Below are 16,129 nucleotides of genomic sequence, written 5' to 3' on the forward strand. Positions count from 1 at the left end.
GTGTCCCCAGGGCCCGCGGCGCAGGTGCGCGGCGCGCAGCCCGGCGGCCTTCGCGGGGACCAGGTCGTTGGCGGGGTGGTCGCCGACGTACAGGACCTCGTCGGCCGGGCAGTCGGCGGCCTCGATGACGCGGGTGAAGAAGCTCGGCAAGGGTTTGTGGGTGCCCCACTCCCCTGAAGTAGCGACGACATCCGCGGGCAGGTCGAGCGCGCGCAGCAACTCGCCGATGCGCGCGGTCTGGTTCCCGGCAATGACGACCCGGAACCCAGCTTGCCTCAGCCGGGTGAGCGTCGGGCGGACGTCGTCGTAGAGGTCGGTCTCGTCCAGCCGCTCACCGAGCCCGGCCGCCTCCCGCTCCGCGTATGCCGCGGCGACATCGAGGCCCGGCCAGATCAGCCGCAAGGCGTCGGCGTTGTCCTGCCCGCGGGCGACTACCGCGCCGACGAGCGCAGACATCGTGTGAGGCGGCACCTGGCACCAATTGGCCCATCCCGCCCAGTACCGGTCGTCGCGGACGAGAGTCTCGCCGATGTCGAAGGCCACCGTGTGAATGCTCACCCAGGCAGCCTAGGGCAGGGGTCCCAAGAGAGGCGGCATTGCCGTGTGGCCTGCGCCGACGCCCCGTGTCAGTGCCCGCATCTAGACGGACCACCCCCGCCTGCGCGGGGAGAACGCCTGCCTGCCCTACACCCCCTCCCCCGACTCCGGCACCCGCGCCTACCGGCCACAAACCAACGGCAAGGTCGAACGATTCAACCGCACCCTCTCGACGAATGGGCCTACGAGCAGCCCTGCACATCGAACAACGAACGCACCGAAGTCCTGACAGACTTCCTCCACACCTACAACCACCACCGCACCCACACCGCACTCGGCGGCTAGCCACCCATCCCGCGACGACGCCGCCCGCAAGCTGGCCGAGTGGGGCCTGGAGGAGCTGCAGTTCACCACCGAAATGGTAGTCAGTGAACTGGTCACCAACGCCATCCGCTACGGCTGCGAGCCTATCCGGCTGCGGCTGATCCTCCAGGAGAGCGGCCTGATCTGCGAGGTGGCGGACGGCAGCAGTACCTCGCCCCACCTCTGGTGAACCAGAGGCTTCACGTTGGTCACTTATGTTGCCACGCTCGACGTCCCGCGCCACACCGTCGAGTTCCTCGCCCGGCTGCTGGCTGCCCACCAGCGGCGGTTGCGCACCCCATGACCTCTGGCCCCCGGCGGCGGCTGGCCCAGACCTCTGACCCCCACCGATGCCGTCGAGGCATGCCGACGAACCCCAATTGGTCTTCGACGGCGGCGCCGCGCGTCTCCAGAATGCGGGCACCACCCGTTCGCGTTCCAAAGGAGTTCACCGTGTCCGTCTTGTACGCCCGGCGCCGCTGGGCTGTGTTGACCCTCCTCGTAATGGCCCTGACCCTCGTGCCGTTCTCACCGCTGGCGGCGAGACCCGCGTACGCCGCGACCGCCGTACCCGGTGATCCGCTCACTGGCAGCGGCGCCGTGAGCAGGTCGGTGCTGACCGCCGCCGACCTGACCAGCGGCGCGGCCACCGGCACCGTCTCCGACGACGCCTTCGCGCTGCCCGCGGCGGCCGCCGCCCCGACGCACACCTTCGAGGGCACCCTGACACTCAACGGCGTGGCCAGCGCAGGCGGCTTCAGCACTGTCAAGGACACCTACAACTACGCGGCCACCGCCGCGCTCAAGCACCTGCCGCCGGTGAGCATCGGCCTCGTGCAGAACGGCAGCCACGTCATCCCTGCTGTCCGCGGCCTGCAGATCACCGGGAGTGCGTACTGGAACCTGATCGTCGAGGGCGGCCGTGCTTGGAACGAGAACGGCGATGGCGGCCGCACTCGCGTCTCTCTGCCGTTCGCGTTGGTCGAGCGCAACGCCAACTGCGTGCACAACGGCCTGCTGACCTTCCTCTTCGACGGCAGCACGATCTCCAAGGTCCGCTACCAGATCGTGCACGAGACGTGCGAGTACTTCCAGTTCGACATGTGGGGCCAGGTCGGCGCGACATACTCCCGGCACACCGTGACCGGTGACACTGCCCTGGAGAACGCGTACGCTGCCGAGGTCGCGAACCGCATCCCGACCAAGCCGATCAGCGCGCTGAGCACCGACTACCCGAACTCCGGCATCGACACCAGCGCGTTCGGCAGCGGCATCACCGCCTCGGCGCTAAGTACCTACGGCGTGTCCTACGGGGGGGTGAACTACGTCGGCGCGTGTCAGACCCGGCAGGGCGCGTACCCGTACTGCAACCAGATGGTGCTGCCGTCGTACTCGCTGGCCAAGACGATGTTCGCCGGCATCGTGCTGATGCGGCTGACGCAGGTCTACGGCTCGTCCGTGCCCTCGCAGTTGATCCGCGACTGGGTCAGCGAGGCGGACACCTCCGCCTGGACAGGCGTCACGCTCCAGGACACCGCGAACATGGCCACCGGCAACTATTCCTCCAGCGCCTTCGAGTCCGACGAGTCCGGCGGCGGCATGACGGCGTTCTTCGAGGCCGAGGCGTACGGGCCGAAGATGACCGCCGCGCTGGCTTTCCCGCACTCCGCCGCGCCCGGCACGCAGTGGGTCTACCACTCCTCCGACATTTTCGTGCTGGCCCGGGCGATGCAGAACTACCTGGTGTCCAAGGCCGGCGCCAGCAGCGACATTTACCGCTGGATCCGCGACCAGGTGCTCGTCCCGCTGCACCTGAGCCCGGACGTGCTGACCACCGAGCGCACCGGCAACAGCGCCACAGGGCAGCCGTTCGGCGGGTACGGCCTGTTCTACACGCAGGACGACATCGCCAAGGTCAGCCGGTTCCTGAACGCCGACGGCGGGAAGATCGGCGGCGTGCAGATGCTCGCCCCGACGATGCTCGCCGACGCGATGCAGCATAATCCGGCGAACCGGGGCCTCACCACGACCGCCGACACGACCGGCAAGACCTACCATTACCAGGACGGCCTGTGGGCCCGGCAGTTCACCTCGGCAGACAACCCGGTGTTCACCAACTCGGTCTACGTGCCGTTCATGTCCGGCTTCGGCGGCATCACCGCGGCAATGCTGCCCAACGGCGCTACGTACTACTACTTCAGCGACAACGACGAGTTCGACTGGTCGGCGGCGGCCGCGCAGGCGTATAAGCTGCCCGCCACCGGCGGGAGCGGGGGGACGTGTACGGCCGGCTAGCTGCTCGGCAACGGCGGCTTCGAGACCGGGACGGCGTCGCCGTGGACAGCGGACGACAAGGTCGTGTCCGACAACCCGCTGGAAGTGCCGCACAGCGCTTCTCCGGGACGGAGGACTCCTCGCTCCAGACGTCGTTCGTCATCGACGACGCATCGCTGAGAACCAGCTGAGCACCCGCTCGCGTACCGGCTGAGCTGTCGGCGCGGCCCCTGCCGTCACAGGCACTCACGCCCCTGGGCGTCCGGGGTGGGGGCCGCGCTGGTCCCGTAGCGCTTCACGAAGTACGCCCGCAGCTCGTGCACCAGCGGCTCGATCGCCTGCGCCGCGTAGTGGCTCGTCTCCCACCCGGCATACAGCGAGATCCGCAGCGGACCGTCATCGGTGAGGCGGGTACTTTCGGCGGACGACAGGCGAGGAGCGAGGGTTGCCGGAGCGGCTGCCCCTCATCGGTCCTCTCGTCGCCTCCGTGACGGCGCTGTTCATCGCTCTGTGGCAGCACCGAGCAGCCACGAATCAGCGCGCGGCGACGAGGGGAACGGGCCGCCCTCACCGCGGTCACCGCGTCCGATGGCTTCGGTCACCGTGACGAACTTCGGTCCTACCCCAGTCTTCGATGTCCGAGTCGAGGCGTGCCGGGACGTCATGGGCGGGGACGCCGAAGACGGACCGTTCATCAGCGTCGAGGACGAGTGGGCTTGATCGGCTTTGGCGGACATCTAAGATCTGGGGTTCTGCCCCGGGAGGATGTCCATCATGGAGAGCATGGGGAAGGAGAAGCCTCCTCCTCGCCGTTCGTTCATGCCGGAGTTGAAGGCCGAGATCGTCGAGCTGTGCCGGTGCGGTGACCGTTCGGTCGGTCAGGTCGCCAAGGACTTCGACCTGGTACGTGACTGGCTGAAGCAGGTCGAGGCTGACGCGGGTGAGCGGGACGGCCTGACCAGCAGCGAACGCGAGGAGCGGGCCGCGCTGCGGCGGGAGAACCGCCGGCTGCGCGAGGACGTCGACATCCTCAAGCGGGTGAGGGACACCGGCTGCCTGGTGGTGCCGCAGTGGCAGGACCGGCGGGGCTGGCTCGTTTCTTTGCTGCCCCACTTGCGGTGGCTTGTCCTTAGATATGCAGCCCCGCCGGCCTGCGTGTCCCCGCGGAGTGGCCTGACAAGAGCGTGCCAGCCGAGCCCGATTGAGGCGTGTCCCCGCGCGGGACCCTGACCGTGGTCTCCCTCGTGCTGCGAAGGCATCTGCGTGAACGTGGTCGGCGTCGATGGCCACAAAAGAAGCCCCATACCCTGGTGGCGGTCGACCCTCTCGGGCGCCGCATGTCCCAGCTCACCGTGCCAGCCACCCCGGCCGGTCACGGGCGGGCCTGCGAGTGGATCGCCTGGTTCGGACCGGTGCTCACCGCGGTCGAGGACTGCCAGCATTTGACCCGGCGCTTCGAGGTGGACCTGCTGATGGCCGGGCAACGGTGGTCCGCGTCCAGACCCGGCTGATGGCCGGGGCCCGGCGTTCGGCCCGGGAACGCGGCAAATCCGCTCCGATCGACGCCGAAGCCGTCGCGCGCGTCGCGCTGCGCGAGCCCGGCCTGCCCAGGGGCCTGCCTGGACGGACCCACCCGCGATGTGAAGCTCCTGGCCGACCACCGCCGCCTGGTGCGACACCGGACCTCAGCCGCCAACAAGCTGCGCTGGTACCTGCACGAAATCGACCCCGAACTGCCTGTTCCTTCCCGGGGCCTGCGACGGCTGTGCGTCTTCGACACCCTGGAGACCGAGCTGGAGGGGCGACAGGGCGTGATCGTGGAGATCGCCATTGATTTGGTGGCGGAGTGTCGTCGGCTGGCCGAGCAGATCAACTCTCGAGCACCGACTGCCGCGCTTGGTGGTGAAGTTGGCGCCGCACCTCCTGTTGGGTGCCCGGCTGCGGCGTGCTCGGAGCGGCGGCGATCCAGGGGAGACACCCGGCGCCACCCGGTTCAGGTCCAAGGGACGCCTTCGCCCGATTCAACGGCCCCGCGCGTGGTCCTCGAACAAGGTCCGGGTCCGTCTCAACCGAGGCGGCAACCGCACCATCAACTGTGCACTGCACATGATCGCCGTCACTCAGGCCCGCGGTGACGGGGAGGGAGCTGCCTACTACGCCCGGCAGCTCGCGGCGGGGAAGACCGTCAAGGAGGCACTTCGCCTGCTCAAGCGCCGCATCTCCGTACGCGTCTACCGCGCTCTGCGGGCCGAGGAGTCCGCCCGCGAACTTGGCCACACGGCTGGCGGGGCACCGGTGGGTTTGGCAGCTGACATAGGAGTCAGCCGTTCACCTGCGGTTTACGACTCGCGGGCGTGAAAAGCGGTACGTGTCTCGGCGTACCGGCGGCGGGCTTGGCGTCCTCCTCATTGAGGCGCATCTCCGGGGCGGGAGCGCGGAAGCCCTTGGTCAGGAATGCGAGCCAGACGATTCCGATGGCGAGCCAGCCCAGGCCGATCTCGGTTGCGGTGCTTCCGAGCTGGGTGATGAGGTAGACGTCGACTGCGGCGCCGGCGGCGGGCAGGACCAGGTAGCCGAGGACGGAGTGCCGGCGGCCGGAGCGCCACTGCCGCAGGGCATAGGCGATGACGCACACGTTCACCAGAGTGAAGCCCAGGAACGCGCCGAAGTTGATGAACGACGTCGCCTCGGCGAGCGAGAGGTTCATGGCCAGCAGGCCAATGACGCCGATGATCACGACGTTGGTGACGGGTGTGAGCAGCTTCCGGTGCAGGCGGCCGAAGACCGGGCGGGGAAGTGCTCCGTCCCGGCCCATCACGAACATCAGGCGGCTGGTGCTGGCCTGGATGGCCACGCAGGAGGCGAAGCCGCCGAGCAGCCCGATGAGGTTGGAGATGTCGGCGAAGGTCTTGCCGCCGACGACGGTGGAGACCAGGTAGCCGGCGGAGTTCTCGTTGGGGAAGGAGCCGCCGGGGTGGGTCCACTGCATGAGGAAGGAGAGGACCACGAAGATCGCGCCACCGACCAATACGGTGAGGATGATGCCGCGGGGGATGGTGCGCTGGGGGTCCCGGGCTTCCTCGCTGAGCGTGCTGACGGCGTCAAAGCCGAGGAAGGCGTAGGCGGCGATGGCGGCTGCCGCGGTGATCGCGGAGAAGCTGGTGGCACCGTTCCAGAAGGAATGGCCGATGGCGGCAGTGCCGCTGTGGCCGAAGCCGTACTTCGCGCACAGCACGGCCAGGACCAGGAGCGAGCCGGTCACGCCGATCAGCAGGACCCGGTTGACCTTGTCGGCGACCTTGATGCCGATCACGTTGATGGCAGTGGCCAGCACGACGTTGATCACCAGCCAGGCCCACTCGGGCACTGAGGGGTACTGGACGTTCAGATAGATGGCCTGCAGCAGGAAGGCGACCATCGGCAGGAAGAGGTAGTCCAGCAGCATCGCCCATCCGGCCAGGAAGCCGATCCGGGAGTCGAGCTCCTTGCGGGCGTAGGTGTAGACGGAGCCGGAGCTTGGGTGGACCTTGGCCATCTTGGCGTAGCTGAAGCCGGTCAGCAGCATGGCGCCGGTGGCGATCGCGTAGGCGGTGGGCGCGGCGCCTGCGCTCGTGGCGGCAATGACGCCGAAGATGGACACGACGACGGCAGGCGCCATGTAGGCGACGCCGAATGCGACAACGGAGACGAGGCCGAGGTCGCCTCTCATCCGGGTGGGCTGGTCGTTCATGACACTTTCTCTCCTTGTCCGAGTATGCGGGTGCACTCGGCTGCGGGGGTAGGGGAAATGGTGGGGTTGGTTGCGCCGGGCCAGGTCGTCGGGTCGATCCAGCCCTGGTAGAGCGGCAGGGCGAGAGGCCGGTCGTCGGGGCGGAACTGCTGCCAGGGCCGGTTCAGGGCGGTGGTGCCGAGGCGGCGGACGTTGGTGACCTCGTCGAGGTCGATCACGTCGGTGAGGGTGGTGTCGCTGTCGCCGACCGTCTCGGAGCGGACGGTGCCCTGCGGATCGACGAGCAGGCTGCGACCGGTGCCGACGGGTGCGGCGCAGTTGACGCTGGCCATGAAGACCTGGTTCACGATGGCGTTGGCGCGGGCCAGTACCAGCTCCTGGGCGCGGTCACTGCCGCTGGTCTGCACGAAGTTGAGCACCAGCTCTGCGCCCATCCAGGCCAGGTGCCGCGTGGTTTCCGGGAACCAGGCGTCGTAGCAGATGGACAGACCGACGCGGCCGGTCCCGGCCATGTCGAAGACCACGAACTCTGCGCCGGGCATGGTGGTCTCATAGGGGCGCCAGGGGAAGATCTTCCGGTAGGCGGTGATGCGCTCGCCATGCGGCGAGTAGACGGGCGCGGTGTTGTAGATGCGGCCGTCGGCGCCGCGCTCGTAGACGCTGCCGGGGGCCAGCCAGACACCCAGGTCGCCGGCGAGCTCGGCGAGGGCTTGATCGCGCGGCCCTCCGAGGGGCTCGGCGGTGGCCTCGGGCAGCTGGGCGTCGTCGAGGCCGCTGTGCTCAGTGGTGCGCGGGACGCCGCACAGGTGCAGCTCGGGGTAGACGACCAGCGGTGCAGCAGGCAGCCCCTGGATGCGCCGCCGCACGTCGACGGCGAACCCGTCCAGGTCATCGGCGGGGCGCTTGGCCGCCTGGGCCAGCACGAGGGGGAGGGGACGGGACATCGGGGCACCAGGTTCAGAGTCGGAAGAGAGTGTTAAACAAATTTTATTTAATGAATCGGAGGAGGTCAACAGATTGCCACAGGTGAAATGGGGGCGGCCCTGGTCGTATGCCAGCATGGTGAGCATGCCCCGACCGAGGAACCAGGCCGAACGCCGGACCCAGCTGATCGAGGCGGCCGCCCGGACCGTGCTGGAGATCGGTGCCACTGCCACCAAGCTGCGCGACATCGCCAGAGCCGCCGGGGTCACCCCGGCCTCGGTGCTCTACTACTACGCGGACCTCCAAGACCTCTTCGCCGCCGTCTTCGAAAGCGCCGCGGCTACCTACTTCGTCACTCGTGAGAAGGCCATCGCGGCCGTGGAGGGACCGGTTGAGCAGCTGCGCGCCTGCATCCGCACCGGTGTGCCGTGGCCTGGCGAGGGCGAACAGAGCACACGGCTGCTCTTCGAGCTCTTCCCGGTCGCACTGCGTAACGGGGCAGTCGCCGAGCAGCAGCGCCTCTTCTTCGACCAGCAGACCGAGCTCTACCGGCGCGTGCTCGAACAGGGCCGCGCGAGCGGCACGTTCACCCTGGCCGGCGATGCGCGCGCACTGGGCCGCTCCTTTATCGCGCTGGAGGACGGCTATGCGATGGATCTGCTCGTCGGCACGGCGACGGCGGCGGACATCGAGGCCCGACTTCTGGAGTACGCGTGCCTCGTCACGGCCAACCGTCAGTTCGCCGTCGCCAGCGAAGCCGGCACCAGCACAGCACCGACCTCAGCCGGTTGAGGTCGGAGGCCAGGCGTCCACCATGTGGGTCCCGAGCCGCAACCGCACGGTGAGGCCCCGGCTAGGCCGCAAATCAACTGGGGACTGCGCGGCGTCCGCCGCCCAGTCCCCAGGCAGCCGCCGACGCGGTTGCCCGAGGGCCGCCCGCGCCCTTGGGGGTCCCCGCGACGGTGGCCTGGGTCGGGAGGACTGCCGCGAGGCAACGCACGGGCCGGGCCGTGGTCCCCGGTCGTGGCGACCAGGGACCACAGTTCAGCAGTCGGCGCGACGATGCGCCTCCTGGGTCAGGACACCGTCACTCCCACGCCGGGGCTGGTGCTGCCCGCGAAGCCGCCGCCGGCGGTGTTCTGCAGCCAGACGGGCTGACTGCTGCCGTGGCTGGCCTTCTGGTAGGCACCCACCCAGGTGATCGAGGTGGGGGTGAGGGCGGTGATCACGTGGGTGTCGTCGGTGAGCGTGGCGCTACCCATCCCAATGGTGTCGCCGACCTTGAGGCCGGCAGTGCTGACCACGTTGCAGGTGGTGGCCGTGCTGGCGCAGGAGCTGGTCAGTGCGGTCCGGAACGGGGACGATGCGGTGCCGGTGTCGTTGGACAGGTCCGGGGCGTAGACCGCGGTGATGGAATGCGTGCCCGAGCCCAGCGAGCTGGTCGTGACGGAGGCGGTACCCGTGGAGTCGAGGGCCACCGGGGTGCCCAGGTTGACGCCGTTGTCCTGGAACTGGACGCTTCCCGTCGCGGCCCACGAACGGGTGGCCGCGCCGACGGTCGCGGTCAGTGTTACCGGCTGCCCCGCGGTTGCGGTGGCGGGCGAGGCGGTGACGGTGGTGGTGGTCGGTGCGCACATCGGGGAGAGCTTGTTGAGTTCCGCGATGGTCGAGGCCCAGCTGAACTCACCGTTGTCGCTGACGTAGTAGTAGGTTGCCCCGTTGGGCATCATCGCGATTGTGATGCCTCCGAACCCCGACATGAACGGCACACGCAGTCCGCAGCCAGGAACCGTGCTGGTCGTGGGGTAGGCCCAGAGGCCGTTGCTGTAGCGGTAGCCACCGGACGCGGCCGTCCCGTCACCGTGACCGGTCAGGTCCGAGCTGACGGCGGCGACGCCGGTGTTGGCGCTGGTGCGCTGCATGGCGGCGAGCATCTGTCCTCGGTCGACGAGCTGTGTCCCGCCGGCGGCGCCGTTGTTCTGGAACAAGGTGGTGAACTTTGCGATGTCGTCGACGGTCCAGAAGAGCCCGTAGGCGCCGAACGGGCGGCCGGTCGTCGGGGAGGTTCCGGCGGCGACGGCGTTGTTGGTGCGCTCCGTGGTCAGGGTGCCGGCGTTGAGGTGGAGAGGGGCGTAGACCTCGTCGCGCATGAGGTTGAACAGGTCGGCGCTCGATCCGCGCTGGGATTGCAGGTATCCGGTCTCGGCCTGGGCCAGCAGGAAGTGGTCGACGCTGTGGTAGGCCCAGGTGTAGCCCTGTTCGCCCACGTGGTGGGGGTAGCCGAGTGCGTAACCCATCTTCCCGGTCGTCGCGGTCCCGTAGGGCTCGGTGTTGAGAAAGTTGGTCGTGTTGGCACCGTTCTCGTCGCTCTCGTAGAGCTCGGAGTTGAAGTTCCCGGTGGCCATGTCGGCGGCGTTGTTGAACGTGACCGGCGCGGAGTTCCAGTTGCTGCTGGACGCCATCTCGGGGATGTAGTCCTTGAGGTTCAGGTTCGGGACCCCGGATCCAAAGTCCTGTACGAGCCTGGCCATCGACAGTCCGGCGAATGCAGACTTGGCCGTGGAGTAGGAGGGGAGGCGCATGTTCTCACAGAAGGCGTAGGTGCCGTAGCGGGTCTGGCAGGCCTTGTTCGCGGACGTGCCGTCTGCCACATAGTTCACGCCGTTGTAGACCACGCCATAGGCGGTCATCGCCGAGGGCGTGATGCCGCTGCCGAAGGTGGCAAGGTTGAGCCCGGCCGCCGGGTAGTCGGTGGCGAGCGCGGACAGCGGCTTGGTCGGCATTCGGTTTCCGACCTCTGCTGCCTCGGCGTTCTCCAGTGCGACGTCGTTGGCCACCGTGTGCGCGGTGTAGGTCGCGGCCAGCTGGCCCCACATGTCGAACTGGTGCAGCTGGCACGTCTCGGCCGTCACCTGGTACGCGATGTTCGAGACCGAGGTCGCGTTGTACAGGAAGCTGAGCTCGCCGTTGTGGACGCAGTTCTGATTGCGGTCGACGAGCGCGAACGGCAGGGATGCCCGCGAGAAGGTCCCGGCTGTGCCCGTGTCACCGTTCTCCGACCAGGCGCGCCCCGGCCCCACGATGAGGTTGTATGTCGAGCCCGACTGCGTGTCGCCGGTGATCGTCAGGCCCTGGACCGCGGGGATCAGGTAGCTGCCGTTCTGGACGAGGTCGAGACTGACCGGCGGCAGGTGCTTGCCGCAGCCGGAGCAGCTCTTGATGCTCTTGAACCCTCCGCTGCCAGCAGGGTTGTTGAGTGTGAGGGTTCCCTCGAAGGTGAACTGCGGCGGGGCGGCAGCGGAAGGCAGGGCGAAGGCGGCGTCGTCGACCGCAGCACCGGGGCTCTGGGTGGTCGTCAGCTGACCGTAGGGCAGCAGGGCACGGGAGACGGCGCCGTTTCCGGTCAGCGGGTCCCCGGGGACCGGGTTGGCGGTGGCCGCTGCCGCAGGCAGCGGTATGGTCAGGCCCGTGACGCCGGTCGCGGCGAGCGCTCCCACGCTGAGCAGCAGCATCGATCGACGCCAGCGGCTGGGGTCGACTGTTCTTCGGTGCATGTTTCCTCCCTGGGTTTCGGGTTGTGGAGCCGGGTGCGGAAGAGAACAGGGCAGGTGGGTACGGAGCAGTGGCGCTGGCGGCTTCGCCGTCGCGCTTTCGGGCTTTGGCCGTTCAGGCGGACCGCTGAGCGGGCCGAGGCCGCGCGTGACCCGGCCGCCGGTATGGCGCCCCAAAGGGCGGGCGGGAATGGGGGCGCGGTGTCGCGCGGCGGTTTCCACGCGGTGGTGTGGCTGGCCGTGCTGCGGTCGTCAACCGTGGAAGATCGAGCGTCGAGCGGAGGAAGGGTGGATTTCCTCGCGGTGCCTTCCTCGACCGGCCGCCCCCCTTTCGGCGGTGACAGCAGCGTGTGGGTCGGTTCGAAGGGCGATCGAGGGCCTTGGCACTCGTCCGGATCCCACGTGGGCGACCTCGGCACCGAGAGCCCAGGCAACAGGCAGCGAGGCGAATAGGAGCGTCAGGGTAACGTCGCAGGTCGGAACGGGGCAGCGCAGGCAGAGCGGATGGGCGAAGAGTCCTCGGCCGAATGGCGTCGCGTGAGGTCGAGAGCGGTCATCGACGAGGGCCGGCCGGATGGGTGAGTATGGCGATGACGATCTTTCCGTTCTCGGTCTCCTCGACCGACCAGGCACTGGCGAGGCTGTCCACGATGAACAGGCCGCGCCCGCTTGCCGCCACCGTCCCTTCGTCAACAGATGAGTTCGAAGGTCGGACAGGGACGGCAGTGGTGTCGGCCCCGTGGTCAACGACGCCCAACGCCGCACCGAACTCGTAGACCTCAACCCTTATGAGGACCGCACCGCTGCTGTGCTGGATGGCGTTGGCGATGAGCTCGCTGGCCACCAGCATGGCGTCGAAGACCTGATCCTCCGCCTTGCCGTCCAGGACGTCGGCCAGGAGGGTACGGGCGGCGCGCTGCGGAGCACAGAGTCCGTCGAGCACCACATCACGGTGGATCAACAGGTCTCCGAGGCTCCGGTCATGCACCATTTCAGCAGTTGTCGGGGGCATCCTGGTCTCCTCGCATCGGGAGGCGAGCTACGCGGTGACTCTGTCCGTGGCCGCGGCGTCGTCGTCGAAGGTCATCTCCGGTGCGGGCCGGCGGAAGCCCTTGGTCAGGACGGCCAGGTAGACGACGCCGATCGCCAACCACGCGCCGCCGATCCGGAGTGCGACGTCACCGAGCCTCGTGAGCAGGTAGAGGGAAACGCCGGCGCTGATGGCCGGCATCACCAGGTGCGAGAAGAGGTTGGGGGTGCGGCCGTGACTGCGTTCTCGGACCAGGTGGGCGATCACGCAGACGTTCACCAGGGTGAAGCCGAGGAAGGCGCCGAAGTTGATGAATGAGGTGGCGGTGGTCAGGTCGAGTTTCATGGCGATGACGCCGGCGGACGCGGTCAGCAGCAGGTTCAAGACGGGCGTGCCGGTCTTCCCCGACAGGTTGCCGAAGAAGGCCTTGGGCAGTGCGCCGTCGCGTCCCATGACGTACATCAGGCGGGCGGCGGAGGCTTGCAGGGCGATGCAGGAGGCGATGGATCCGGCGATGGTGACGAAGTTGATGGTCTCGGCGTACGTCTGGCCGCCGACCTGGACCTTCAGGTGGTAGGCGGCCGCGTCGACGTCGGCGAACTTCGCGCCGGGGTGGACCAGTTGCATCACGAAGGACAGCACGATGAAGATCGCTCCGGCGGCAATGACGCAGCCGATGATGGCGCGGCCGATCGTCCTCGCCCCGCCCCTGGCCTCCTCGCCCAGCGTGGAGACCGCGTCGAAGCCGAGGAAGGAGTACGCGGCGATGGCGGCGCCCGCAGTGACCGCGCCGATCGAAGTGCCGGAGTTCCACAGGGCGTCCGTGGCGGGGGCGGAGGAGCCGTGCTTGCCGAGGAAGACGACACACAGGGTGGCGAAGAGGACCAGCGACCCCAGAGCGAAGAACATCAGGACCTTGTTGACGCGGTCCGCGAGTTTCATGCCGAAGACGTTGATGGCGGTGGTGATGCCCACCGAAACGATCAGCCAGCCCCACTTGGGTATCTCAGGGAACTGGGCGTTGAAGTAGATCGCCGTGATCAGCCAGCCGACCATCGGGATGAAGAAGTAGTCGAGCAGCATCGCCCAGCCGGACAGGAAACCGATGCGGCTGTCGAGCATCTTGCGGGCGTAGGTGTAGACCGACCCCGCGCCGGGCACGGCGCGCGCCATCTTCGCGTAACTCAGCCCGGTGAGCAGCATCGCGAGGGTGGCGACGGCGAACGCGGTCGGGGCCACGCCGCCGCTGGTGGCGGCGACCACGCCGAAGACCGTGACGACGATGCCAGGGGAGATGTAGGCCAGGCCGAACAGGACGACCGAGAAGAGGCTCAGGTCGCCCTTCAGTCTCACGGGGTTCGCAGTCGTCGCGCTGTTCATCGTGGTGGCTCCTCGGTGGTGGGGGCGGGGTTCCAGGTGGCGGGGTCGATGCGCCCCCCGTACAGCGGGAGCTCGAGGACTGGGTCGCCGGGGCTGAATTGGTCCCAGATCTGGTTGAGACCGGCGGTGCCGTAGCGGCGGACGTTGCCGACCTCGTCGAGGTCGATCACGTCGGTGAGGGTGGAGTCGCCGGCATCGACGGTTTCGGCGCGCACCGTGCCCTGTGGATCGATGACGAGGCTGCGGCCGATCCCGGATGGGGCAGCGGCATTGACGCTGGCGACGAAGACTTGATTGGCGATGGCGTTGGCCCGGCTGAGGACGACCTCCTGCGCGCGGTCGCTCGTCGACGTGAGGACCACGTTGACGATCAGCTCTGCGCCCATCCAGGCCAGATGACGGGAGATCTCCGGGAACCAGTTGTCGTAGCAGATGGACAGTCCGATCCGGCCGACCCCGGGGAGGGCGACGACCTCGAACCGGTTACCGGGTGTGGTCGTCTCGTACGGGCGCCACGGGCAGATCTTGCGGTACGCCGCGAGGCGCTCACCCCGCGGTGAATAGACCGGTGTCGTGTTGTGGACGCGGTCGCCGGTGCCTCGCTCGTAGACGCTGCCGGGTACCAGCCAGATGCCCAGATCTCCGGCGAGCTCGGCGAACGCCGCGTCGCGTTTGCCGTCGAGCGGCTCGGCGGCCTCCTCCGGGGTGGCCGGGACGCCGGGGGCGCTCTCGCCGAGGTGCAGTTCGGGGTAGACGACGAGGGCGCCAAGTGCGTGCAGTTTCACGCGCCGCTCCACGTCGGTGGCAAAGCCCGCGAGGTCGTCGGCCGGGCGTCCGGGCGCCTGGGCGAGGATCAGGGGCAGGGGGCGGGCCATGTGGGGGACACCAGCCAATCGAAAGGATTGCTGTACGAGGAGAAGTCGACGGAGATTCGGGTGTCGATAACCAAGAATTCCGGTGGGTCAAGAATGCAGCCAATCAGCCATAGCCTCAAATACTTGGTAGGGTTAGTTGTCATGCCTTTGAGGCATGAAGGTGTCATGCCTCTCCGTCTCCCGAGGGACCACCGCCATGGAACTCCGACTGCTGCGCTACTTCCTGACCATCGTGGAGACCGGTTCCATCACCAAGGCTGCCGAGGTGGTCCGCGTCGCCCAGCCCTCGCTGTCGCGCCAACTGCGCGGCCTGGAAGGGGCCTTGGGGATGACGCTCTTCGACCGCGGCGGCAAGCAGATGGTCCTGACCGCGGCCGGCCGGCGCTTCCTTCCCCTGGCCCGCGACCTGGTCGCCCGCGCGGACACCGCCGAGGCCGCAGTCGGTGCGATGGCTGCCGGTCGTGCCATGCGGATCACCGTGGCGGCGCCGCCCACCACCATCACCGACGTGATCGCGCCGTTCCTGGCCACCTGGGGGCCGGAGGATCCGCTCGTCACCGTGCAGGCGGAGAGTCCGGCACGTGCGTACCAAGCCCTTGCGAGGGGCGCCGATGTGGCCATCTCCTCGGCACCTCCGACGCGCCGGTTCGCCGGGCTCCCGGTGGCCCGCCTGCCGCTGTGGGCCTACGTCCGTGCCGACCATGCCTGGGCGGACCGGGACCGCGTCACCATGAGGGAACTTGCCGCGGAGCCACTCATCGTCCTCACCCCGGCGCACGGCACCCGCCGCATCCTGGACCAGGCCGTGCAGGATGCGGACGCCTCGTACGACATCGTGCTCGAATGCGACACCCCGCACGTCGCACAGGCCATGGCGGCTTCGGGCCATGGTGTCGCGGTGGTCTCCGACGATCCCCGCTTCGACCTGCACCCGCTGCTGATCCTCGACAGCACGGGCGAACCGCTGCGGATCCACCTGCACGCGGCGTGGGACGCCGGCTGTCACTATGCGGTGCGCAGCATCGAGGCATTCGCGGCCGGGTTGTCACGTTTTTGTGTCGAGCGGTACGGGCCGCAGGTCGCATGAACTGCAGCGACGACTACAGGCCACGGCCCTCACGTCGATGCAAGGCGTGACCGCACGCCGACCCGACGGTCGACAGGCTAAGGGGAGCTGGAGGTATGCCTGGCAGGCAGCCTGACCAGACCGGGCAGGCATTGGACGGTGACCCCCGCGCGGCCCCACCATGCGGCGATATCCCGCGTCAGCTGCCAGCCCGAGACGACTGGCGCAGCAGCTCGTGACGTCGCGACCGTCGGCGCGCCCGGAGGACCTGCGCCGCGTCAACGCCGCCGGAGCGCGCGCCCAGGTCGTCGTAGACGCCGACGGCACCCGGCCCCGGCCACTGTCCTTTCGGTGCCCGACGCGTGCACTCGTCTCACCGGACCGGCAGATTACGGCTAG

12 protein-coding genes and 2 pseudogenes are annotated in these 16,129 nt (G+C 68.4%); 7 read left to right on the forward strand and 7 right to left on the reverse strand.

Features of this window, described 5'->3' with window-relative positions:
• Positions 1 to 558: HAD-IIIA family hydrolase (locus tag AB0M29_RS39510; RefSeq protein ID WP_365391649.1), on the reverse strand; the 558-nt coding region annotated here is incomplete at its 3' end.
• 151 nt (positions 559 to 709) lie between these two features.
• Here AB0M29_RS39510 and AB0M29_RS39515 point away from each other — a divergent pair.
• The 5 genes and pseudogenes from AB0M29_RS39515 to AB0M29_RS39535 all read left to right on the forward strand — a co-directional run.
• Positions 710 to 882, forward strand: a pseudogene (locus AB0M29_RS39515) (integrase core domain-containing protein); the annotation flags it as partial.
• A 22-nt stretch (positions 883 to 904) separates the two neighbouring features.
• Positions 905 to 1,084: pseudogene (locus AB0M29_RS39520) on the forward strand (ATP-binding protein); the annotation flags it as partial.
• A gap of 269 nt (positions 1,085 to 1,353) precedes the next feature.
• Positions 1,354 to 3,195, forward strand: coding sequence for a hypothetical protein (locus tag AB0M29_RS39525; RefSeq protein WP_365391650.1), 1,842 nt, complete (start codon positions 1,354 to 1,356; stop codon positions 3,193 to 3,195).
• Between the two features lie 753 nt (positions 3,196 to 3,948).
• A complete protein-coding gene (locus AB0M29_RS39530; protein ID WP_365391651.1) occupies positions 3,949 to 4,404 on the forward strand; it encodes a transposase in 456 nt (151 codons plus the stop codon).
• Between the two features lie 80 nt (positions 4,405 to 4,484).
• Complete coding sequence (locus AB0M29_RS39535; RefSeq protein WP_365391652.1) at positions 4,485 to 4,685, forward strand: hypothetical protein; 201 nt, start codon at positions 4,485 to 4,487, stop codon at positions 4,683 to 4,685.
• An 809-nt stretch (positions 4,686 to 5,494) separates the two neighbouring features.
• Here the strand turns inward: AB0M29_RS39535 and AB0M29_RS39540 are convergent.
• Positions 5,495 to 6,904, reverse strand: coding sequence for an APC family permease (locus tag AB0M29_RS39540; RefSeq protein ID WP_365391653.1), 1,410 nt, complete (start codon positions 6,902 to 6,904; stop codon positions 5,495 to 5,497).
• Positions 6,901 to 7,848, reverse strand: coding sequence for a carbon-nitrogen hydrolase family protein (locus AB0M29_RS39545; RefSeq protein WP_365391654.1), 948 nt, complete (start codon positions 7,846 to 7,848; stop codon positions 6,901 to 6,903). Before AB0M29_RS39545 ends, AB0M29_RS39540 begins: the two co-directional genes overlap by 4 nt.
• 115 nt (positions 7,849 to 7,963) lie before the next feature.
• Here AB0M29_RS39545 and AB0M29_RS39550 point away from each other — a divergent pair, with 115 nt between their 5' ends.
• Positions 7,964 to 8,620, forward strand: a complete 657-nt coding sequence (locus AB0M29_RS39550) for a TetR/AcrR family transcriptional regulator (protein WP_365391655.1) — start codon at positions 7,964 to 7,966, stop codon at positions 8,618 to 8,620.
• A gap of 284 nt (positions 8,621 to 8,904) precedes the next feature.
• Here the strand turns inward: AB0M29_RS39550 and AB0M29_RS39555 are convergent, their stop codons facing one another.
• The 4 genes from AB0M29_RS39555 to AB0M29_RS39570 all read right to left on the reverse strand — a co-directional run bounded on the left by AB0M29_RS39555 (position 8,905) and on the right by AB0M29_RS39570 (position 14,664).
• Positions 8,905 to 11,382 (reverse strand): Ig-like domain repeat protein, encoded by a 2,478-nt coding sequence (locus AB0M29_RS39555; protein WP_365391656.1) that lies wholly within the window; start codon positions 11,380 to 11,382, stop codon positions 8,905 to 8,907.
• Positions 11,383 to 11,932: 550 nt separating this feature from the next.
• Positions 11,933 to 12,391, reverse strand: coding sequence for an ATP-binding protein (locus tag AB0M29_RS39560; protein ID WP_365391657.1), 459 nt, complete (start codon positions 12,389 to 12,391; stop codon positions 11,933 to 11,935).
• A gap of 27 nt (positions 12,392 to 12,418) precedes the next feature.
• Entirely contained in the window at positions 12,419 to 13,789 is a 1,371-nt protein-coding gene (locus AB0M29_RS39565; protein ID WP_365391658.1) for an APC family permease, read from the reverse strand.
• Entirely contained in the window at positions 13,786 to 14,664 is an 879-nt protein-coding gene (locus AB0M29_RS39570; protein WP_365391659.1) for a carbon-nitrogen hydrolase family protein, read from the reverse strand. The genes AB0M29_RS39565 and AB0M29_RS39570 overlap by 4 nt, the downstream gene beginning before the upstream one ends.
• A gap of 196 nt (positions 14,665 to 14,860) precedes the next feature.
• Between AB0M29_RS39570 and AB0M29_RS39575 the strand changes: the two genes are divergently transcribed.
• Entirely contained in the window at positions 14,861 to 15,751 is an 891-nt protein-coding gene (locus AB0M29_RS39575) for a LysR family transcriptional regulator (protein ID WP_365391660.1), read from the forward strand.
• Positions 15,752 to 16,129 lie beyond the last annotated feature (378 nt).

It is taken from the genome of Streptomyces sp. NPDC051976 (assembly GCF_040680795.1).
Classification (GTDB): Bacteria; Actinomycetota; Actinomycetes; order Streptomycetales; family Streptomycetaceae; genus Actinacidiphila.